The organism is Actinomycetota bacterium, assembly GCA_014360655.1.
GTDB lineage: Bacteria > Actinomycetota > Geothermincolia > Geothermincolales > RBG-13-55-18 > JACIXC01.
In genome coordinates this window covers 25,463-46,081 of record JACIXC010000020.1, presented here as the reverse complement: position 1 = coordinate 46,081, position 20,619 = coordinate 25,463, and the positions used below count along the sequence as shown (strand labels likewise).

General features: G+C 66.1%; 18 protein-coding genes. 5 read left to right on the top strand and 13 right to left on the bottom strand.

Translation table 11 applies throughout. The features are described 5' to 3' along the window. The 5 genes from H5T73_11815 to H5T73_11795 all read right to left on the bottom strand — a co-directional run. A partial coding sequence (locus tag H5T73_11815; GenBank protein ID MBC7248445.1) for a helix-turn-helix domain containing protein occupies positions 1–401 on the bottom strand: 401 nt, incomplete at its 3' end. Between the two features lie 386 nt (positions 402–787). Continuing rightward, positions 788–1,525 (bottom strand): hypothetical protein, encoded by a 738-nt coding sequence (locus H5T73_11810; protein MBC7248444.1) that lies wholly within the window; start codon positions 1,523–1,525, stop codon positions 788–790. Positions 1,526–1,684: 159 nt separating this feature from the next. Next, positions 1,685–2,932: a diaminopimelate decarboxylase gene (lysA, locus tag H5T73_11805; protein ID MBC7248443.1), complete on the bottom strand. Its 1,248-nt coding sequence runs from the start codon at positions 2,930–2,932 to the stop codon at positions 1,685–1,687. 17 nt (positions 2,933–2,949) lie between these two features. Then, a complete protein-coding gene (locus H5T73_11800; protein ID MBC7248442.1) occupies positions 2,950–3,369 on the bottom strand; it encodes a YjbQ family protein in 420 nt (139 codons plus the stop codon). 71 nt (positions 3,370–3,440) lie between these two features. Further along, positions 3,441–4,379, bottom strand: a complete 939-nt coding sequence (locus tag H5T73_11795; protein ID MBC7248441.1) for a deoxyribonuclease IV — start codon at positions 4,377–4,379, stop codon at positions 3,441–3,443. A 458-nt stretch (positions 4,380–4,837) separates the two neighbouring features. Here H5T73_11795 and H5T73_11790 point away from each other — a divergent pair, with 458 nt between their 5' ends. From H5T73_11790 to H5T73_11775, 4 genes are all read left to right on the top strand, one after another. Beyond that, complete coding sequence (locus H5T73_11790) at positions 4,838–5,518, top strand: MBL fold metallo-hydrolase (GenBank protein ID MBC7248440.1); 681 nt, start codon at positions 4,838–4,840, stop codon at positions 5,516–5,518. A gap of 313 nt (positions 5,519–5,831) precedes the next feature. Then, a complete protein-coding gene (locus H5T73_11785) occupies positions 5,832–6,461 on the top strand; it encodes a PadR family transcriptional regulator (protein ID MBC7248439.1) in 630 nt (209 codons plus the stop codon). Between the two features lie 99 nt (positions 6,462–6,560). Further along, on the top strand, positions 6,561–7,727 hold the full coding sequence (locus tag H5T73_11780; GenBank protein MBC7248438.1) for an inositol-3-phosphate synthase: 1,167 nt from the start codon (positions 6,561–6,563) through the stop codon (positions 7,725–7,727). Positions 7,728–7,987: 260 nt separating this feature from the next. After that, a complete protein-coding gene (locus tag H5T73_11775) occupies positions 7,988–8,284 on the top strand; it encodes a hypothetical protein (protein ID MBC7248437.1) in 297 nt (98 codons plus the stop codon). Positions 8,285–8,401: 117 nt separating this feature from the next. Here the strand turns inward: H5T73_11775 and H5T73_11770 are convergent, their stop codons facing one another. From H5T73_11770 to H5T73_11735, 8 genes are all read right to left on the bottom strand, one after another. Next, positions 8,402–8,824: a PaaI family thioesterase gene (locus H5T73_11770; GenBank protein ID MBC7248436.1), complete on the bottom strand. Its 423-nt coding sequence runs from the start codon at positions 8,822–8,824 to the stop codon at positions 8,402–8,404. Next, the gene (locus H5T73_11765) at positions 8,814–9,770 is read right to left on the bottom strand and encodes an SDR family oxidoreductase (protein MBC7248435.1); all 957 of its coding nucleotides are present in this window, start codon (positions 9,768–9,770) and stop codon (positions 8,814–8,816) included. The genes H5T73_11770 and H5T73_11765 overlap by 11 nt, the downstream gene beginning before the upstream one ends. A 572-nt stretch (positions 9,771–10,342) precedes the next feature. Further along, complete coding sequence (locus tag H5T73_11760; GenBank protein ID MBC7248434.1) at positions 10,343–11,509, bottom strand: saccharopine dehydrogenase NADP-binding domain-containing protein; 1,167 nt, start codon at positions 11,507–11,509, stop codon at positions 10,343–10,345. Positions 11,510–12,244: 735 nt separating this feature from the next. Beyond that, positions 12,245–13,342 carry a type IV pilus twitching motility protein PilT gene (locus tag H5T73_11755; protein ID MBC7248433.1) on the bottom strand — a complete coding sequence of 366 codons (1,098 nt, stop codon included), beginning with the start codon at positions 13,340–13,342 and terminating at the stop codon, positions 12,245–12,247. A 282-nt stretch (positions 13,343–13,624) separates the two neighbouring features. After that, the gene (locus tag H5T73_11750; protein ID MBC7248432.1) at positions 13,625–14,677 is read right to left on the bottom strand and encodes a histone deacetylase; all 1,053 of its coding nucleotides are present in this window, start codon (positions 14,675–14,677) and stop codon (positions 13,625–13,627) included. A gap of 101 nt (positions 14,678–14,778) precedes the next feature. Further along, positions 14,779–15,837, bottom strand: a complete 1,059-nt coding sequence (locus H5T73_11745) for a C40 family peptidase (GenBank protein MBC7248431.1) — start codon at positions 15,835–15,837, stop codon at positions 14,779–14,781. Positions 15,838–16,261: 424 nt separating this feature from the next. Beyond that, on the bottom strand, positions 16,262–18,022 hold the full coding sequence (locus H5T73_11740) for a SpoIIE family protein phosphatase (protein ID MBC7248430.1): 1,761 nt from the start codon (positions 18,020–18,022) through the stop codon (positions 16,262–16,264). Further along, positions 18,019–18,363: an STAS domain-containing protein gene (locus H5T73_11735; protein MBC7248429.1), complete on the bottom strand. Its 345-nt coding sequence runs from the start codon at positions 18,361–18,363 to the stop codon at positions 18,019–18,021. The genes H5T73_11740 and H5T73_11735 overlap by 4 nt, the downstream gene beginning before the upstream one ends. A gap of 232 nt (positions 18,364–18,595) precedes the next feature. Between H5T73_11735 and H5T73_11730 the strand changes: the two genes are divergently transcribed. Then, the gene (locus tag H5T73_11730; protein MBC7248428.1) at positions 18,596–20,593 is read left to right on the top strand and encodes a magnesium chelatase subunit D family protein; all 1,998 of its coding nucleotides are present in this window, start codon (positions 18,596–18,598) and stop codon (positions 20,591–20,593) included. The last annotated feature ends 26 nt before the right edge of the window (positions 20,594–20,619 follow it).

The window sequence follows — 20,619 nt, the reverse complement described above, 5'->3', positions numbered from 1 at the left end:
ACGCTGGAGGAAGAAAGGCGGATGCCGTAGTCCCTCTTGAGGATCACCGCTATCTTGTGCTTGGACCAGGCGGGGTGCTCTCTCCTTAAGTCGCAGATGAGCTGGATCGTCTGCCAGGGGATCTCCGAGACCCTTTTCCTTTTCGGGGTGCGGGGGAGGTCCTCCAGTCCCCTGAGGCCCCGTTTCAGGTACCTCTTCAGCCACTTGTAGAAGGTGGTGGGGGAGATGGCGAAGTGGCGGCAGGTCATCCTGGCATTTCCGCAGCGGCGAAAGTGCTCTATCCAGCGCAGCCTCCTTCTGGCCTCCCTGGAGAGGACCTCGCCCATCATTCTCTCCAACTCCCATTGATGGGGAAGCCTGGTGTGGTAGATACTAGTAGTGGTTCCAACTGAACCCTTCATTTGGACACCTCCTTGCTCTGCTTCTTTTTTACACAAAGCAAGTATAGGGGGTGTCCACCATGTTTATGAACCTGGGCATCAACGCGACCCGGAACGAACCCGGAAGGAGCCTACCGCAACGGCACGGCATCGACCCGCGCGGACGAGCGACGGCACGGATATCGCAAGGGCTGGTTCCCCGAAAACCCGTTCCGGAAAGGTGATGCGCCGGCCACTTGGGTCCTGTCGCACGGGTCCTGTCACACGGGTCCGGCCACTTGGGTCCTGTCGCACGGGCCACGAGATATACACACCAACGCGTATTTTCAGCAATGCAATAAAAAACAGGGTATGTTCGCTTATCCTGCGCATGCGGGATGCCGGGGATGCGGTGAAAGGCGGCGGGTTCAGGGTTCTTCCCGGTGACGGCGCCACTTGCTCAGCCACTGCCTCTTGGCCCTTTCCGCGTGGTCCTCCGCAGCGCCTTCCTCCCGCTCCGCCTCCAGACCGGCGCCTTCCTCCTCTCCCGCCTCCCCGCCGGTGGGCGGGCTATCACCGGTGAGCAGCGCCGCACCCTGGTAGTTGGGCACCTCCCAGACAAGCGCAGTGAGAACGCCTTCGGCGCCCTTTCTCTCCGCGATGGCGGAAAGGAAGAGCGATGCCTTGCCGGGTTCCCGAGCTCTTCCGAGGATGACGGATACGTCGCGCGGGCTGATCACCCGGGCGAGCGCCGGGTTGCACAGTACCACCATGTCACCCGCCTGCAGGGGCGCCTCCGCCGTTTCCACCCCGCCGCCGGAGGGGGCTCCCAGGAGGTCGTCGTTGCCGGCACCGCCGCCGAAAAGCGCCGCGGCCTTCTCCGCCCGAAAGACGAACAGGGCCCCCCGCCCGCTGCGCGCAGCGTAGAGGCGCTGCGAGGTGGCCACCATGAGGGCGAGGTCCGTTACCGGCCTGCTCTCCGGCCACCTCTTCACGATCCTTCGGTGCAGGTGGCGGAAGATGCTGCCGAGCAGCAGGCGGTGGTCGGAGACGTTCAGGCCGGGGCCCTTGTGGCGGAAGAAGCCCTCCAGGAGGGCCATGACGTAACGACGCACCTCCACCGCCTCCGCGTCCTCCCCCTCGGAGCACACTCCGGCCGCGAACACCAGGCCCCGCGACGCGTCACGCTCCAGCTCGAGGAAGAAGTACGGGGCGTCGGGCGGATGCTTCCTCTCCCCCGTGTTGACGATCCCGATGCCCGTGTACTCCCCGTCTATGTCAGTTCACCTCCCGACGGCCCAAGCAGTGCCGCGGCGGAGCGGCGCTCAACGGAAGACCCTTTCTCCCCGCACCAGGTCTTCCAGGCTCTCCCTCTCCCTGACCACCGCGAAATCCCCGCCGTCCACCATGACCTCGGCGGCACGACGACGGGAATTGTAGTTGGAGGACATGACGAAGCCGTAGGCGCCCGCGCTCATCACCGCCAGCAGCTCCCCCTCCCTCACCCGCGGCATGGTGCGGTCCTTGGCCAGGAAATCGCCCGTTTCGCAGACCGGTCCCACCACGTCAACCGTCTCGACCTCCCGCTTCCCCTCCTCCACGGGGAGGATCTCGTGGTAGGAGCCGTAGAGACTGGGCCGTATAAGATCGTTCATGGCCGCGTCCACCACGACGAAATTCTTCGCGCCGCCGCTCTTGCGATAGAGAACCCTCGTCAGCAACACCCCCGCGTTCCCCACGATCATGCGCCCGATCTCCAGGATGACCGTGCAGCGGTGCTCGCGCAGCACCGGCTCCATGACGCGCGCGTAATCCACGGGGTAGGGTACCTCCTCCCCCCCGTAGGGGATGCCGAAACCGCCCCCGATGTTGATGAATCTCACCTCGATACCGTTCTCGCGCAGACGGCGCACGAACATCCCGGTCTTCTCCAGGCTGTCACGGAAAGGCTCCACGCGGGTGATCTGGGAACCGATATGCTGGTGCACCCCCAGCACCTCCACGTTGGCTAGCGAGGCGGCCTTCCGGTAAACAGCCAGCGCCTTCTCCACGTCTATCCCGAACTTGGCCTCCTTCAGGCCGGTGGCGATGTAGGGATGGGTCAGGGGATCGACGTCCGGGTTGATGCGCAGCGCTATGCGCGCCCGCTTTCCCAGCCCTCCCGCCACGCGGTCCAGGGCAAGGAGCTCGGTTTCCGACTCCACGTTGAACATGAGGATGTCCTGCTGCAAGGCGTAGGCCATCTCCTCCTCCGTCTTGCCTATGCCCGCATAGACTATCTTCTCCGCCGGGATGCCCGCATGCAGCGCCCGGTAGAGCTCGCCGCCGGAGACGACGTCCGCACCCGAACCCATGGCGGCGAGGGCATCCAGCACGGCCAGGTTGGAGTTGGCCTTCACCGAGTAGCAGATCAGGTGGGGTATTCCGGAAAAAGCCTCGTCAAGCCGTTTGTAGTGTTCCCGCAGCGTGCGCCTGCTGTAGACGTAGGTCGGGGTGCCCACCGTCTCCGCGATGCGTTCCAGCGGCACCTCCTCGCAGTACAGCACACCATCCACGTACCTGAAATCGTGCATATGACTTACCCACCGCCCTACTCGCCTATGAAGGTCACGATGAGGGTGCGCGAGCGCGCCACCTCGTCGAAATCGATGAAGACCACCTGCTGCCACCTTCCCAGCTGCAGGCGACCCTGCTCGAAGGGCACCGTGAGCGAGGGGCCGAGCAGGCCCGCCCTGACGTGCGAGTGGCCGTTGCTGTCCACCCCCCTGCGGTTGTGATGGTAATCGCGCCCCTGGGGGGCTATGAACTCGAAGAGCTCCTGGAAGTCCCGGCAGACCCCAGGCTCGTGCTCGAGGGTGGTCACCGCTCCCGTGGCTCCGGGCACGAAGACGTTGGCGATGCCGTCCCGCAGGCCCGTCCCTGCGAGCATGGCGGCTATCTCGTCAGTGATCTCCACGATGTGCGCGTTCCCCTCGGTCTCGAATTCCAGCCGCTCGTGAATGATGGCCATGGCACGATCCTTTCCGCTTCTAACTTTATTATATGCGCCTCGTGCGCCCCCGCTTGCTCTCTTTGCCCATATTACCACTTTTTGGGCGCGGGCTGCGGGCCGCCCGCCGCCTCGCGGATGCGCCTGATGTTCTCGCGATCCTTCTCCACGCTCATCTCCGGCGTCTCGAGTATCCAGGGCAGGCCGCCCAGGACCGGGTGCCGCGCCAGCAACGCAAATCCTTCCATGCCGATCTTTCCCTCGCCTATGTGCTCGTGCCTGTCGACACGCGAACCCAGGTCGCCCTTGCTGTCGTTGGCGTGCACCAGCCGCAGGCGCTCTAGTCCCACCTCGCGGTCGAGGGCGGCGAGCGTCTCCTCGATCCCCTCGGGGGTGCGCAGCTCGTATCCCGCAGCGAAGGCATGGCAGGTGTCGAGGCATATTCCCAGCCTCTCCTCGCCGTGAAATGCCCCGGTTATGGCGCCGAGCTGGGCGAAATCGTGACCCACGCCGCTTCCGGAACCGGCCGTGGTCTCCAGGAGGACGGGCACGGGGCGCGGACAGCGCCGGAAGGCCTCCCGCAGCGCGCGGATGACCCGTTCCATCCCCGCCGCCTCGCCCTCCCCCCCGTGGCTCCCCAGGTGGGTCACCACGGCGGAGGAGGCCAGCCGGGACGCCGCCTCCATGTTCATGACCAGGGCGTCGAGGGACCTCTTCCAGGTTTCCTCCACCGGCGAGGCCAGGTTGATGAGGTATATGGTATGCACGAAAACCGGCTCCAGGCCGGCCTCGCGGCAACCGTTGCGGAAGGCCTCGATGTCGCGCGGCACGATCTCGGACTGCTTCCAGCCCCGGGGGTTGGACACGAAAATCTGCACGGTTTCGCAGCCGCGCTCCACGGCGCGCTCCACCGCCCTGTGCAGGCCTCCACTTATCCGGACATGGCATCCTACCCTCATGTCCACCGCCCTCCCATGACGGCGACGCGACCCGCGGGGGCCGGCGAAGGTCCCGCACCCACGGGTTCCCATCCTTTTCCACCTCGCGATCATTCCACCACGTGATCATTCTATTGCATATGGCCCGGGGGAGTCCCACTCTCGCCCCCCTGTCGCACTCGCCGGTTCCGCCGGGGCGTAGGGGCGGGCTCTCGTACCATCTCCACCCGGGAGGCGCCCGCGCAAACGATACGGGACTTCCTCGTACCCGTCTCCCGTCCTTACCGGCCGCCCGTACTCCACGGGAACCCGCATGCAGGAAGGTCCTGTCCGCGCCCGCGCGCACGGCCTTCCGCTTCGCTTCCTTCACCACCCTCCCCGGTGCCCGCCCCGTTTCCCTAGTCGTGATGCGACGGTCGTCTCGCGCAACAACATCACCTCCGACCCGAACCCGGCGCACGCTCCGTTTCCGTTGTCGTGATGCGACGGTGCGGCGGCGGCCGTTCGCGTGCTTCCTTTCGGATATAATGTGATGTGAGGAGGGTGAAGGGATGAAGCCTCTTGCCGTCACGGAAGGCGTGTACCAGGTCGGGGGGCCGGAACTCACCGCGCCCGACGATTGCTGCATATACCTGGTGGACCTGGGAAAGCCCGTGCTCGTCGACACGGGCGCCGGAAGAGGGTTGAAAAAGCTGCTCGAAAACCTCGGGGCCCTCGGATATTCCCCGCGCGACATCTCGCTCGTCGTCCTGACCCACTGCCACATAGACCACGTGGGCGGGGCTTCCTACCTGGCGGAGAGATACGGCCTGCCCCTGGCCGTGCACGAGCTCGACGCCCCCCCGCTGGAGGAGGGCGACGCAAGGCGCACCGCCGCCAGCTGGTACGGGGCAGACCTGCGCCCCCTCACCATCAAGCACCGACTGCGGGGCGCGGAAGGGGAGTGGGATGCCGGAGCCCCCCTGAGATGGCTGCACACCCCCGGCCACACCCCCGGCTCCATCTCCCTTTACGTGTACAACGGGCTATACACCGTCCTCTTCGGACAGGACATCCACGGTCCCTTCTACGCTTCCTTCGGCTCCGACATGGACGCCTGGGAAATATCCATGCACCGTCTGCTGGACCTAAACGCGGACATCCTGTGCGAGGGGCATTTCGGCATCGTGCGCCCCGCTTCCGAGGTAAGGCGGTACATACAGGATTACCTGCGCAGTTACGGCCGCTCCTGAGGGAACGCGCCTTGCGCACGTGTTCACACCCTCGCGCTTTCCCGGCGTTATCCCTTCCTATCCTTTCGTCGCATGGCCGGGTATGTGACCCCCGGCGTGGGCCCCGGAGATGCGACCCAGACGACGTGACCTTACGTCGACCACGAGGGCTGCTCCCAAGGATCGAGCCCCGAGGGCAGCCGGCTTCGAAAGCTTGCCATGGCAGGGAAAGTGGGTTAATATATCGAAATGATATATCGGTATGATATATTACCGAAAGATCGCCGGTGAGATCAACGTGCTCATTATAACCACGTAGGAGGAGAAGGTAAAGATGCTGGAACTGGCCATACTCGGTGCCCTGAAGGAAAAGCCCATGCACGGCTACGAGCTCAAGAAGCGGCTCTCCTACCTCCTGGGGCACCTGTGGAAGATCAGCTTCGGCTCCCTTTACCCGGCACTCAAGAGGCTGGAGGCGCGCAACGCCGTGGAGCGGGCCTACACGGTCAAGGAGAAGACGCGCAACCGTTACGTGTACCGCATCACGCCCCAGGGCGAGGAACTCTTCCGGCAACTGCTGGTGGACATGCGTAAGAGCTCGGAGATCACCGATTCCGACAAGTTCAGCCTGCGCCTGGCCTTCTTCCGGTACATGGAACCGGAGATGCGGCTCTGGCTCCTCGAGCGAAGGCGCAGCTACCTCGCGGACAGGTTGAAGGAGATGATGGGGAGCGGGAAGGCCCGTTTCAAGGAATCGGACAGCTACCGCCTGGGCCTTTACCGCCACCGCCAGGAACTGCTGCAGAGCGACATAGCGTGGTTGGACGGCATGATCGAACAGGAAAGGAAGCAGGCGAAAGAGCGCGATAAGGGGCGTGGCCCCCAGCGCAAGGAGAAGAGGGGGGGTGAGCGATTGACTGTCGAGGGAGAACCGCTGGAGAAGATGACACCCCTGCAGGCCTGACCTTCATGCGCAACAGGAAGGCGGGCCTCATGGCAATACGAAGCAAGGAGATGACCCCATCGGGGGATGGTGATAGAAAGTCGACGGGAGGTTGAGGATATGAGAAAGGTAAGAACGGCCATCGTGGGCGTGGGGAACTGCGCCTCCTCCCTCGTACAGGGGATCGAGTATTACCGCGACGCGAAGGAGGGAGACCTGATACCCGGGCTCATGCACGTGTCCGTAGGCCCTTACCACATCCGTGACATAGAGATCGTGTGCGCCTTCGACGTCGACGCCGACAAGGTGGGAAAGGATGTCTCCGAGGCGATATTCTCCGGGCACAACAACACGATCAAGATATGCGACGTGCCGCGCCTGGGGGCCACCGTTTACCGGGGACCCACCCTGGACGGCTTCGGCAAGTACTACAGCATGGTCGCCCAGGAGCACCCCTCGCAGCCGGTGAACGTCGCAGAGGTGCTGGCGCGTCACCGGGTGGACGTGCTCATCAACTACCTCCCGGTGGGAAGCGAGAAGGCAACCCACTTCTACATCGAGGAGGCCCTGCGGGCGGGCTGCGGCGTCGTCAACTGCATCCCGGTCTTCGTGGCCAGGGAAGAGATGTGGCAGGGGAAATTCCGCAGGCACGGCCTCCCCATCGTGGGCGACGACATCAAGTCCCAGGTGGGGGCGACCATAGTGCACCGCGTGCTGGCCAAGCTCTTCAACGACCGCGGCGTGGTCCTCGACCGCACGGCGCAGTTGAACATCGGCGGCAACATGGACTTCATGAACATGCTGGAGCGGGAGAGGCTGGAGTCGAAGAAGGTCTCGAAGACGGACGCCGTGGTCTCACAGCTCAATCACGGCATAGACAAGGATAACGTGCACATCGGGCCGAGTGATTATGTGGCCTGGCTCGACGACCGCAAGTGGGCTTACATACGGCTGGAGGGGAGGGAGTTCGGCGACGTGCCCGTCACCATCGAGTTCAAGCTGGAGGTGTGGGACTCTCCCAACTCGGCGGGCATCGTGATAGACGCCGTGCGCTGCTGCAAGCTGGCCATGGACCGCGGGCTGTCGGGAGCCCTAATCGGACCCTCCGCCTACTTCATGAAGTCGCCTCCGGTGCAATATTCCGACGACGCCGCCCGGCAGATGGTGGAGGACTTCATAGCGGGCAAGCCGGGCGGCACGCTCACCACCGCGGACTTCGGCAACGGCAAGGACCTGGAACGCGAGGAGAAACTGCTACCGGCCAGGCCGCTGGCGGAAGAGGCCTGACCCGCCTTCCGAGCCTCCCGTGCGGCGAGGGCCGGATCCCTGGCCGCAACCGCTTTCGGAGAGTCCGCCGTCACGTTGCAACGGCGTGATGCGGCGGCGCGAAAAGCGGCCTCTCGCGCACCGGCCATACCCGTAGACCCCGTGTGGATCCCGTGTGACTTTCGTGCAAAGTCCGCGTAAAAGGGGTTGATTCCCGCCACCCCTGTGATATATTAGCGTGAGTGAACATTGGGGTTCTTTATATTCAGGAGGAGCGAAGGTTGAGCGAGGCGGGACGATCCTGGATCCCACGTGCCGAGGAAGCGAACTTCCCCGTGCAGGTGAAATGCTACTCCGGTTTCCGCAGCAACGAGCGCCCCTTGAGTTTCACCCTCTACGGAAGGGAGTTCTCGGTCATGGACATCGAGGGGAGCTGGTTCGAGGAGGACGAGACCAGCCGCGAGAGGCGGGCCTGTTTCCGGGTGCGTGCGGACGACGGTGACCTCTATCTCTTGAGCTACGACCAGGGAAACGACGCCTGGATGCTGCACCGCATATACCGGCTGGGCGGCCCGTAGGCCGAATGCGGTCCGGTGCAGGGCCCGGAACAAGCGGGCCGGGCGGTTGCGGGAAGATACTGTCCATCCCCTGCGGATACAACCCCTACGGGTATTCTCCTGCGGTGGTTTCTTCCCCTACTTCTCCCTTATCATGAAGGTCGCCGTGGCCTTCGCCACCATCCTCTCCTCGCCGTCGTACACGCAGGCCTCTCCCACGGCGATCGACCTTCCCCTCTGGATGACCCGGCCGCTGCAGGTGATGCGCCCGTCCCGCACCGGCGAGAGGTAGTTTATCTTCATCTCCACGGTGGACATCCTCTCCCTGGCGTGATCGACGGTGGTGGCCAGCGCCGCGGCGATGGAGGCGTCGGCGAGGGAGGCCAGCGCCCCGCCGTGCACGATGCCACCGGCGTTGAGCAGTTCCCTGCGGACATCCATGGAGAGACGGGACCTCCCCTCCTCCAGCTCGATGACCTTCATCCCCAGCAGCGCGTAATAGGTGGAGGGGTCGGAACGCGCCCGCAATATGTCCCGGTACCGTTCCTCCTCAACCCCCACTTTTTTCCACCTCCTTCGCCAGTTCCTTCCTGAACCATTCCGCCGTCCTGCGCAGGCCTTCCCCGAGGTCGGTGACGGGCTCCCAGCCCAGGATACGCCGCGCCTTCGCGAGGTCGGGCCTGCGCCTCTGGGGATCGTCCTCGGGAAGGGGAAGGAAGGTCGTGGGCGACGGTGAGGCGAGGCATTCCCTGATCTTTTCGGCCAGCTCCAGCACGGTCATCTCCTCGTCGCTCCCCAGGTTGATGACCTCCCCCGCGGCCTCCTCGCTCGCCAGGGCGCGGCACAGCCCCTCCACCATGTCGTCGATGTAGCAGAAGCTGCGCGTCTGGGCACCGTCGCCGTAAACGGTGAGGGGTTCCCCGGCGAGCGCCTGCTGGATGAAATTGGGAATAACCCTTCCGTCCTCCCGGCGCATGCGCGGCCCGTAGGTGTTGAAGATGCGCAGGATGACCGTATGCAGGCCATGGATGCGACGGTAGGAGGCGGTGAGCGCCTCCGCGAAGCGCTTGGACTCGTCGTAGCACGAGCGTGGCCCCACGGGGTTGACGTTGCCGTAATAGCCCTCGTCCTGCGGCACGCGCAGGGGGTCCCCGTAGACCTCCGAAGTCGAGGCCAGGAGGTAGCGGGCGCCGCTCTTTCTCGCCACCTCCAGCGTCTGGTAGGTGCCCAGCGAGTTGGCCAGCATGGTCTCCACCACCAGCCTGCCGTAATCCCTGGGACTGGCGGGACTGGCGAGGTGGAAGACGGCGTCCACTATGAGGCCCAGCGGTTCCGTCACGTCGGCGAGGATGAAGCGGAAGTTCGGCGCGCCCTGCAGGTGCTCCAGGTTTTCCACGCTGCCAGTGCACAGGTTGTCCAGGCAGAAGACCTCGTGGCCCTGGGACACCAGGCGCTCGCACAGGTGAGAGCCTATGAAACCCGCTCCCCCGGTGACCAGTATCCTCATCTTGCCGCCCTCCCTCTCACGAGCTGCCTCCTCGCCTTTCACGGCGCCGCTACGCCGGGCTGCTGCCTCCGTCCGCGACCCGGGGCCGGCCGTCGCCGCGCCCGCGCCGTCCTCGCCTGCAAGCACCGCCTTCTCAAACAAGCGGATAATAAATTATATCAGTACCCCGTAAGCCCCGTTACAGCATCGGCCGGAAGGCCACCCCTTTCCTCGTGTCGATTCAGCCCGGGGTGTAAGGATACCGGGGTGGTCCCTTGGCCTTCTTCAACCCGGCAAGCGCCTGCCGGATAGATACCGCCTCTTGCCGGGAAGCGTGACGGCGCCCGCGTGCACCGCCGAGAGGAGTGACGCCTGACGGGGCCCGTAAGCGTGTGCCGTAACCATGCGACATCCGCCGGGTCGCTTCTCCCAACTGCAGGGAGCGTGTCCCCGCCCCCGCCCGTTTCCCGAGCGCGCCGCCACCCTACGCAGGGCCCTCGTCCGTTCCCCCGGACCCCGTCCTCCTTCCCTTGGTCCCACTCCATTTCCCGGGCCTTATCCTCTTCCCCGTGTCCCGTCCTCTTCCCGGTCCCTCATCTCCTTCCCGGTCCCTCATCCTCCTCCCGCCACGCGACGTCTCCGCCGTGCGGGCCGTACGCATCTCCGCGCGATGGTCTCTCCTCCGCGAGAAAAAAACGCGCCCCGGCGCGGTGCAGGCTTTCCAGGAAAACGCGGTCGTCCAGGCACTCGTCCAGGGCGTGCACGCCGGGTCCCGGCAACCCGCCTCCCGCCATGCGGCGCACCGCCTCCGCCGCCGCCGTTCCGCTCAAGCGGTAGTAATCCCCGTTCACCCCCAGGCTCACGCGTCGCGGCTCCCCCCGCCTCACCCCCTCCACGGCGACCCGCAGCGAGAAAGGGCAGGGCTCTCCCGTGCGCCTTCCCCTTGCGGCCGCCAGGCGCACGGCGTGCCAGCAGAGATCGCGGTATCCCTCCTCCAACCAGGCAAGGGTGTGGAGGATGAGCTCATCGCCGCCGTCTCCCGCTCCCGCCTTGAACCAGGCGTCCTCGGCCTCGGGCGCGAAACGCGGCACCGTGAGCGGCTCCGGGTGGTCCAGGTAGCGCAAGAGGCGCCTTCCCGCCGGGGGCGGGAACTCCACCGCTTCCGCCCAGCCGCCGGCCCTCACCGTCTCCTCCCTCCGCGCCCGCAGCACGGCCGCCTTTCCCGTGAAGGAGTGCGCCATCTGCGCCACCGCCGCGTCCCCCATGGAGAGCAGTCCCTGCAGGGACCAGTAAAACGCCACGCCGCGGACCCGCTCCACGAGGGCGCAGGCCCGGCGGGAAAGCAGGCCGGAAAGTCCCGGCGCAACGCCGCATGCGAGGAAGATCCTCACCCCCCTGCGGCGGGCCTCCTCATCCCGCGAGAGCGACTCCCGGTAGGCACGGGTATCGTCGCCGAGCGAGATGTAATCCCGTCCCGTTTCCAGCACGGCCTCCACCACCTTCTCCTCGCAGCGGTAGGCCGGCCCGAGACACCCGATCGCCACGTCGGCCTCGGCGATGCGCTCGCGCAGGCTCCTCGCGTCCTCCGCGTCCAGGAAGCGGGGGGAAACGGGAAAGGGGGCCGGCAGGGCGGCCAGCCTGTTCAACATCTCCGCCTCGCGGTCCGCCAGGATGACACCGTCGATACCGGGCAGGGAAAGGAGGGCGGCGCGCACCGCCTGCCCCGATCTCCCTGCCGCTCCCAGGATGACGACCTTCATCCCCGCGACTCCCGCGCATGCAAGGGACGCGGCGGGCGCGCGCAACCGCATATGCATGCCACCCGTACCGACATCATGCACGACTCCGGGTCACCGGGCGCGGCGGCGCCGGCCCCTGCGGGGTCCCGGGCGCCTCCCGCGCCGTTAACCGCCTTTCCCGCCGGGTTCCCCAACGGCTCCACGACGCCCCTCACCATCCTTCCCGGCAGGTGCGCTCAGAACAGCCTCGCCGGCTCGATCTCCTCCCAGGCCAGGAGGGAAGAGGACCCCGGCCGCTCCCCGCCGCCGCCACGGCGCGCAAGCGCGACCGCCAGGAAGAACGCCGTGACCAGCAGGGCGAGACACACGGCGCGGACTCCACGCAAAGACATCCCCCGCGACGACATGCATCAATTATAGACCAGGATTCTTGACCGGTTATCGTCGCCGCCCCCCTGCATCCCCGCCGGCAGGACCACGGCTCCGGCTCGGCCATCATGCCCGCCCGGCCGTCTGCGCTCCCGCCCGCCTGCACCCCCTCCGCGGAGAACCCCCCCAGGCCGTGAGGACCTGCGCGGCGGGAAGAGGCCTCCCGCGCCCGCGGAGCGGCGGCCTCGCTTCCGCCCCCTCCGCGCGTCCTCAACGCGCGAGGGCGGTGCCGCACGGCATCACATGGTATTTTATGGAAAATAAGCGCGGATGCGGGCCCGGGCGATACCTCTCCGCCGAAAGGGGGCCGCTTTATCCTTCCCGGGCTTACTTGCTGAGCAGATCCTCCTCCACCTCCAGGCCCAGTTGCTTCACCGCCAGGGCGAAGTCATGCGGCGTGGTGGAGGCGGAGAGCGCCGTCTTGAAATCCACCAGCCCGTATCGGTAGAGGTCCACCAGGGACTGGTCGAAGGTCTGCATGCCGTAGAACTCCCCCTCGGCGATGATCTCCCGCATCACGGTGGTCGGCTCCTCGTTGATGAGCGCTTCGGCCATGCGCCCCGTCATCACCAGCACCTCCACCGCGGGCACCCTTCCGCTGTGGTCCTTCAGGGGGAGCAGCCGCTGCGAGATGACCCCCTTGAGCACGCTGGCCAGGGTGAGCCGGATCTGCTTCTGCTGCTGGGGCGGGAAGAAGTCTATGATGCGGTTGACCGTCTCCGTGGTGTCGATGGTATGGAAGGTGGAGAGCACCAGGTGTCCCGTCATGGCCACGCTCATGGCCGCGGTCACCGTCTCGGGGTCGCGCATCTCGCCTATGAGGATGACGTCAGGGTCCTGCCGGGTGATGTACTTCAGGGCCTCCGCGTAGCTCTCGGTGTCCGTGCCTATCTCCCTCTGGTGGATGATGCTCTTCTTGTCCACGTGCAGGACCTCGATGGGGTCCTCGATGGTGATGATGTTCATCTGCTCGTTGCTGTTGATGTAGTCGATGATGGCGGCCAGGGTGGTGGTCTTCCCGGCTCCCGCCGGCCCCGTCACCAGGATGAGGCCGCGCCTCTCCAGGGAGAGGCGGCGCAGGACGGGAGGCAACCCGAGCTCCTCGAAGGAGGGCACCGAGGTGGTGAGGACGCGGCGGATGGCGATCCCCACCGTGCCCCTCTGCTTGAAGATGTTGGCGCGGAACCTCCCCAGGCCCGCGATGCTGTAAGCGAAATCCACCTCGTTGCGCTCGGCGAATTTCTTTGCCTGCTTCTCGTTCATCAGGGCGTAGGCGGCCTCCACCGTGTCGGTGGGCGAAAGTCTCGGAAAATCAGACTTTATCAACTGCCCGTCGACACGGAAATAGGGCGGTCCCCCCGCCTTGATATGCAGGTCCGAGGCCTGCTTGTCCACCATGTACTGCAGGAGAGTCTGGACGTCCATCTTACCCCCTAAACGCGCGCGGTCTTCCCTTCCTCCTCTCGCTTCACCCGACAAAACTAATATAGCACAACGGCACGGCACACAACGCCGCTGCCCTGCAGCTGCGGTCACCCCTGCCGGGAGGGACGGGTTTCGCGCGCGAGGGTCGGCTCGTGAGCGGGGGTAGCCGCGGTCTTGAAGCCCGCCGCTGGCGTTCGCGGCGTTCCCGAACCACGGGGGAAGGCGAGCACTAGGGAAACGCGTCCGGTGAAGCCGCGGTCGGCGAGGTTTTCGGGGTGATATTTATATTTCCCAGTAGGGCGAGATGGCCTTCCGCGTCGCCTCCACGATGTCCTTCCCCCTCGCCGAGGTAGGCATCCCGCCCCCCAGCACCCCCTCGTCCTCGACGCGCAGGTCCTCCCCCGCGAAAACGGCTATGGTGTTGGCGATGGAGCGCGAGATGCCGTCGAGGTCGTAACCGCCCTCCAGGACGGCCATCATCCTCCCCTCGCAGCACTCCTCCGCCAGGGACTTCAGTCGCGCCGCCATCTCCGCGTAAGTGGTGGCCTTGAGGAGCATGGAACAGAGGGGGTCGTTGAAATGCGCGTCGTAACCCGCCGAGATGAGCACCAGCTGGGGTCGGTACTTGCGGGCCAGGGGGATGATGACCTCGTCGAAGGCGGCCAGGTAGACGTCCTCGCCGCTGCGCGCCGGGAGGGGGAAGTTGACCGTGTACCCCTCCCCCCTTCCCCTTCCCGTCTCGTGGTAGCCCCCGGAACCCGGGTAATGGGGGTACTGGTGGAGGGAGACGTAGAGGACGCGGTCGTCCTCGTAGAAGATGTCCTGGATGCCGTTGCCGTGATGGGCGTCCCAGTCCAGTATGAAGATGCGCTCTATCCCATATTTTTCCATGGCAAAACGGCTGGCCACCGCGTTGTTGTTGAAGAGACAGAAGCCCATGCCCCGCGTGGCGGTGGCATGGTGGCCGGGCGGCCGCGCCAGGCAGAAGGCGTTGTCGATCTCCCCGGCGAAGATGCGCTCCAGTCCCTCCAGGGCCGCCCCGGCCGAGCGCAGGGCCGCGTCGTAGGAGCGCGGGCTGACGTGGGTGTCGGCGTCCAGCCAGGCGCCGCCGGCCGCCGCCGCCTCCCTCACCACGTCGATGTAGCGCTTCGGGTGCACCAGCTCGATCTCCTCCACCGCGGCGTCACGCGGCGAGAGGATGCTCACCCTGTCGGCGAGCCCCGTGCTGCGCAGCACCCGCATGGCCGCTTCCAGCCTCTCGGCGCGTTCCGGGTGGCCGAACCCGTTGTCGTGTTCGAGGTAAAGGGGATCGAAGAATACGGCGGTACTGCTCATTTTTCCTCCCCCTCGCGTTCACGGCGGCTTGCCGGCAGGTCGCCCGTCTCTCCCGCCTTTCCCGGAGGTTCCCGGGTGCGCGGCTCACCGCCGCCATCCCGTCACCTTATGCGCACGGCCCCGCAGAAGTCCCCCCTGCGTCCGAGGTCCGCGATGCGCACCACGTCACCGGTGCGGGGAGCGTGTATGTACTGCCCGTTCCCGATGTAGAGCCCCACGTGACCGTACCCGTGGAAGAAGACCAGGTCCCCGGGCTGCAGCTCGGAATAGGAAACGGGTACCCCGCACCTCGCCTGCATGTATGAGCTGTGCGGGAGGCTCACGCCCACCTGGGCGTAGCAGTACATGACCAGCCCCGAACAATCGAAGACGTCCGGGCCCGAACCGGCGTAGCGATAGGGCTTGCCCAGTTGCGCGTAGGCCACCTTTATCACGTCCGGAGCATAGGGAGGGGGCGGGGGAGGGGGCACTCTCGGTGCGCTCACCGTCTGGCGGACCGTCGTCGCCGCCCGCCGGGCCTCCGCCTGCCGAGCCTCCTCCTCTGCGATGAGGCGGTTGACCTCCGCCTCCACGCCGGCCACCAGTTCCCTTCTCCTCTGGAGCTCCGCCTCTATCTGGCTCTTCTGAGCCCCCAACTGCGCCAGGGAAGCATCCAGCTCCGCCTTGCGCGCCTCCAGCTCCGCCCTTGCCGCCTCCACCTGCTGGCGCGACCCGATGACGGAAGCGATGGCCGAAACGTCGTTGCCGCTTATGCGCTGCGCGCGGTCGAGGTTGGTGTAGAGGTCATCCACGGTGCGGCTCTCGGTTAGCACCTCGAGGACGTCGGCGTTGCCGGACTTGTACAGCTCCCTCATGCGCTGTCCCAGCACGTCCTTGCGGAACTCCAGCTCGGCGGTGAGGGCGGCTATCTGCGCTTCCTTCTCGGCGATGGCCTTCCTGGCCTGCCGGATGCGGTAGTTGGTGAGGTTGTACTGTTCGGTGATGGTCTCCAGCCGCGCGTCTATGCGCTGGACCTCGCTCTTTATCCGTTCCAGCTCCTCCTTCTTCTGCTGCACGGGATCAGCGGGCGCCGCCATGCTGCCCATCAGCACCGCCGCGGCGGCCAGCAGGGCTGCGACCCCGGCGGCTGTCGCTTTCCCGATAACGGTTCTACCGCTCATGGTTTCCCGCTCGTTCCTCCTTCTGCGACTTCCGTGCAGACGCTCTCCTCTAAGAATAATTCAGGCTTAATGATAGCATACCCTTCCGGTGCGCCGTTAACCGCCGCGCGGCACGGCGCCGACGGACAACGCTATCAGGACGCTTCCCGCGCCCTCACCGGTTCCCAAGGGGAATGTCGCCCCTCTCCCCGTGCGGACAAGGACGTCGGGCCCGGTGGGGCGTCGGCACCGTGCTCCCGCAGGGCCGGGACCCGCGGCGGCAGGGGCGCGCGGGGCCGCTGGACTCAGCGTATGCCTCCCGGATGCATGCCGGTGCCGGGTTAGGGGTAACCGTATCCGCCCGTCCGCGACGCACTTTCACGCGCGGACCGGGAAACGCTTGCGCGGAACCCTTGCGCGGACCGTGAAACCCTTGCGCGGGTCCCTATTTGCATCTGAAGACCAGGGTGGCCTCGTTGCCCTCCCGGTTGAAGCGCAGCTCGTCCGCGTAGTGGTTCACGATGAGCAGGCCGCGGCCCCTCTCGGAGAGGACCTGGGGATCCTCATCGCGCTCCCGCACCACCTTCCGGAAATCGAACCCCTCCCCCTCGTCGCGCACGCGGATGGTCGCGCGGCGCGGCTCCGCCTTCACCGTGATGTAGACCTTCTTGGTGCGGTCGCACCTGTTGCCGTGCTCCATGGCGTTGTGCAGCAGCTCCTCCAGGCACAGGCGCAGGGTCACGGGGTCCTTGAGGCCCTCGAAGTCCCGCAGGGTCTCCAGCACGCTGTCTATGACGTGCCTTATCTGGCGCACGTCAGTCCCCACCGTCATGGTGAGGTCGTAGACCTCCTCCAGCTCGAGGACCATGACGGCGATGTCGTCCGGCTGCGGCGCGTCGCCGGTGAAGAGCATGATCTCGTCGGCCAGGACGTCCAGGAAGGACTCCAGGTCCGCGCGGGCATGCTCGTGCACCAGCTTCGCCAGCCTCTTCCTCCCCAGCAATTCCCCCCGCGCGTTGAGGGCTCCGGTCAGACCGTCGGTGTAGAGGAGCAAGCGGTCTCCCTTACGCAACCTCACCGTCTTCTCCTGGTACTGGCCGTCCTCCATGAGACCGACCGGGAAACCCTCCCCCTCCAGGAACTCGAGGGAACCGTCGCCCTTCCTCCACAGCATGGGCGGCTCGTGTCCCGCCCGCGCATAGGTGAGGCTGTTGTCGTTGTTGTCGTAAAAGGCGTAGAAGAGGGTGGCGAAACCGTACTGGGACTCGGAGAAGAAACGGCGAAAGGCCGCGTTGGCCTCGTTGAGCACGGATCGCGGCGAGACGTGGCGCCGCCCCAGCTCGTAGAGAACGGAGGTGAGCACGGACATGATGAGAGCGGCGGGCATCCCCTTGTTGGCCACGTCGCCGATCATGAGACCGAACTTCTGGGGACAGAACTCGGTGCGCAGTCTCTGGCAGCGGTCCTGCATATCCGCGGAGCAGTAGAAACAGAAACGGGAATCCCTGTCCAGGGGTATGACGCTGAAGAAGTCTCCCCCCACCGCCGAGGCGGGCATGAGGCGGGAGACCATGCGCACGGAGGCGCAGGGCACGTGGGTGGAGACGATGGAACGCTGGATGCGGTTGGCCATGCGCAGCTCCCGCTCCACCTTGTCCCGGTCCTTCTTCAGGGCCTGGTAGAGGCGGGCGTTCTCGAGGGCCACCGCCGCCATGTCGGCGAAGGAGAGCAGGTGTTCCAGGTCACGGCGGTCGAAGCGCCTGCGATGGGTGGCGGTGGAGACGTTGAGCACGCCGATCACCCTGTCCTGCACGCGCAGGGGGACGGCGAGGGCGCTCTTCACGCTGTCGTCGCTTCCCCGGAAGCGGCGGTCGGCCACAACGTCCTGCAGGATGAGGGGTTCGCCGTGCTGGGCCACCCAGCCGGATATTCCCTCTCCCAGGGGAACGCGGAACTCCCGTGACCCGCCCAGGCCGCGCGCAGCCCTCACCACCAGCTCGCTCGACCCCTCGTCGAGGAGCATGATGCTCCCCCGCTCCGCCCGCAACAACTCCATGGCCTGGTCCAGCACGCGGTCCAGGCGATTGTTGAGGTCGAGCGTGGAAGCCAGCAGCCTTCCCAGGCGCATCAGGTCCTGCCCGGAAACATCATCCCCCGCGTTTTCCTCCCGCCAGCCCTGGGCGCCCTCGTTCTTCCGCACGCTCACTTGAAACTCGCCACGGCCTCCTCTTCGTCCTCGTAGATCTCGATGATCTTGGTGAAGCGGACCACGTCCAGGAGCTCCCTGATGGCGTCCCCCGCATTGAGTATCTTGAGGCTTCCACGGTTCTGGCTCGCCTTCTTGTAGGCGTCGGCGATGATGCTGAGTCCGGCGGTGTTTATGTACGTAAGGCCCTTTATGTTAAGGATGATGTTGTAACAGCCCTCCTCGAAGACCCCTTCCAGGGTCTCCCCGAACCGCTCCACCGTCTCGGAGTCCACCACTCCGGAGACGTTTATCATGGCAATTTCTTCCATATCACCGGTGCGGGATACCGATATCTCCATCTACCTACCTCCTCTCGCGATCCCTACGTTTCTGCCAGTGAAGATATCGGCATAAGCACCCCGCTGTTTAAACCGGCCGCGTCCCGCGGGGGGACGGCGACCGCGAGTGGGGGGCGGCGAGGACGGGAGCGTCACCGGGATGCTCCCGGGGCGGAAGCATAAATACAATATATAGTATTGAACAAGGGATGAAATTACTATATATTGTAACGAAAGAAGGAGTGGTGGCGTCATGGGTCGGGAATACTTCCTCTATCCTTTCTCCGCCCTGGTGGGGCAGGATAGGCTGAAGCGCGCCCTGCTGGTGAACGCGGTGGACCCCCGTATCGGCGGCCTGCTCATCAGGGGGGAGCGGGGCACCGGCAAGTCAACCGCGGCGCGCGCCCTCGCGGACCTCCTTCCCCCCATAGACGTGGTGGCGGACTGCCCCTTCTCCTGCAACCCCCACAGCGAGGAGGAGATGTGCGACGAGTGTCTCTCCCGCTGGAGCAGGGGCGAGCCCCTCCCCGTGGTGACCAGGCCCATGCGCTTCGTGACCCTCCCCCTGAACGCCAGCGAGGACCGCGTGGTGGGCACCCTGGACCTCGAGAAAGCGCTGAAGGAGGGGGTGAAGGAGTTCGAGCCGGGCATCCTGGCCGAGGCCAACCGCGCCCTCCTCTACGTGGACGAGGTCAACCTGCTGGAGGACCACATCGTGGACCTACTGCTCGACGCGGCGGCCATGGGCGTCAACGTGGTGGAGCGCGAGGGGGTGTCCTTCTCCCATCCCGCTTCCTTCATCATGGTGGGGACCATGAACCCCGAGGAAGGCGAGCTGCGCCCGCAGCTGGAGGACCGCTTCGGCCTCTGCGTGGAGGTGGCCGGCGAGCGTGACACCGGGGCCCGCGTGGAGGTCATGCGGCGGCGACGCCTCTTCCTGGAGGACCCCCGGCTGCTGCAGGCTCGCTTCCATCCCCTGCAGGAGGAGCTGCGCCGCAGGATCCTGCGGGCGCGGAGCCTGCTCCCCGAGGTCGAGGTCCCGGACGCCGTCCTCGAGCTGATCGCGCGCGTCTGCGTGGAGCTCGGGGCCGGCGGACACCGCGCCGACATCGCCACCTGCCAGGCCGCGCGGGCGCTCGCCGCCCTGGACGGCAAGGCCTGCGTGGACAGGGACGACGTGCGCGAGGCGGCGGAGATGGCCCTGCCGCACCGCCTGCGCCGCTCCCCCCTCGACGGGCAGATCAAGGACATGGAGCGCCTCGAGCGCATCATCATGCGCGAGGGAAGGTCGCTCGACCTTCCGCTGCAGGAACCGTGCGAGGCGGCGCCGCTCCCCCGGGAAGCCGTCCCGTCGCAGGAGGAATCGGAGCGCGAGCCGAGCGCGCCGGCGGCGGAAAGACCCCCCGGTCCCGAGGCCCCGGAAGTCGAGGTCCCGCCGCTGCAACCCCTGGCGGCGAAAAAGATCCTCACCGCGAACGGCAGGAGGAACAGCGCGGTCACCGACGAGGGGAACGGCAAGCGCATAGGACACCGCGTTCTCCGTCCCGACGAGACCCCCAAGGCCGGCAACCTGGCCCTGGAAGCCACCCTCCGCGCGGCCGCCGGCAGGTCGCTGGGGAAGGAGCAGCCGCTGGCCATACAGCGCGAGGACCTCCGCGCCGCCATCAAGAGGCGCAGGGCGGGGAGCCTCATCCTCTTCATCCTCGACGCCAGCGCCTCCATGGGATGCGCGGAACGCATCGAGGCGACCAAGCAGGTGGTGCGGAGGCTGCTCACGGACGCCTACCAGAAAAGGGACCGCGTGGGGCTGATAACCTTCCGGGACGAAAGCGCGCAGTTGGTGCTCAATCCGACTTCCAGCATCCAGCTGGCCAACCTGCGCATAAAGGACCTCGCCACCGGCGGAGCCACCCCCCTCAACCACGGCCTGGCCATGGGCCTGCTGGTGGCCCGCAGGGAGCTGCGGCGCGATCCCGATCTCTTCCCCCTGCTGGTCCTCATCACGGACGGTCACGGCAACGTCGGCCTGGCCTCCGGGGACCCCGTGCGGGAAGGACTGGAGATCGCCGGCAGGATAAGGGAAGAGGGGCTGCACGGCGTGGTCTTCGACACCTCCAACCCGCGCTTCATCCTGGGCAGGAACGCCGCCACCCAGGCGCGGCGCATCGCGGACGCCATGGGCGCGGCGTACTACCACCTATCCACGCTGCAACCGGAGGAGATGCTGGACAGGTTGGGGACCCATCTCTGACCGTGTGCCCTGACCCATCCCGGCCA

Excerpts from the sequence above, each read along its gene's own strand:
- lysA (MBC7248443.1), bottom strand. The coding sequence starts at position 2,932 with ATGCACGATTTCAGGTACGTGGATGGTGTGCTGTACTGCGAGGAGGTG.
- H5T73_11800 (MBC7248442.1), bottom strand. The coding sequence starts at position 3,369 with ATGGCCATCATTCACGAGCGGCTGGAATTCGAGACCGAGGGGAACGCG.
- H5T73_11795 (MBC7248441.1), bottom strand. The coding sequence starts at position 4,379 with ATGGGAACCCGTGGGTGCGGGACCTTCGCCGGCCCCCGCGGGTCGCGT.
- H5T73_11790 (MBC7248440.1), top strand. The coding sequence starts at position 4,838 with ATGAAGCCTCTTGCCGTCACGGAAGGCGTGTACCAGGTCGGGGGGCCG.
- H5T73_11785 (MBC7248439.1), top strand. The coding sequence starts at position 5,832 with ATGCTGGAACTGGCCATACTCGGTGCCCTGAAGGAAAAGCCCATGCAC.
- H5T73_11780 (MBC7248438.1), top strand. The coding sequence starts at position 6,561 with ATGAGAAAGGTAAGAACGGCCATCGTGGGCGTGGGGAACTGCGCCTCC.
- H5T73_11765 (MBC7248435.1), bottom strand. The coding sequence starts at position 9,770 with ATGAGGATACTGGTCACCGGGGGAGCGGGTTTCATAGGCTCTCACCTG.
- H5T73_11760 (MBC7248434.1), bottom strand. The coding sequence starts at position 11,509 with ATGAAGGTCGTCATCCTGGGAGCGGCAGGGAGATCGGGGCAGGCGGTG.
- H5T73_11755 (MBC7248433.1), bottom strand. The coding sequence starts at position 13,342 with ATGGACGTCCAGACTCTCCTGCAGTACATGGTGGACAAGCAGGCCTCG.
- H5T73_11750 (MBC7248432.1), bottom strand. The coding sequence starts at position 14,677 with ATGAGCAGTACCGCCGTATTCTTCGATCCCCTTTACCTCGAACACGAC.
- H5T73_11745 (MBC7248431.1), bottom strand. The coding sequence starts at position 15,837 with ATGAGCGGTAGAACCGTTATCGGGAAAGCGACAGCCGCCGGGGTCGCA.
- H5T73_11735 (MBC7248429.1), bottom strand. The coding sequence starts at position 18,363 with ATGGAGATATCGGTATCCCGCACCGGTGATATGGAAGAAATTGCCATG.
- H5T73_11730 (MBC7248428.1), top strand. The coding sequence starts at position 18,596 with ATGGGTCGGGAATACTTCCTCTATCCTTTCTCCGCCCTGGTGGGGCAG.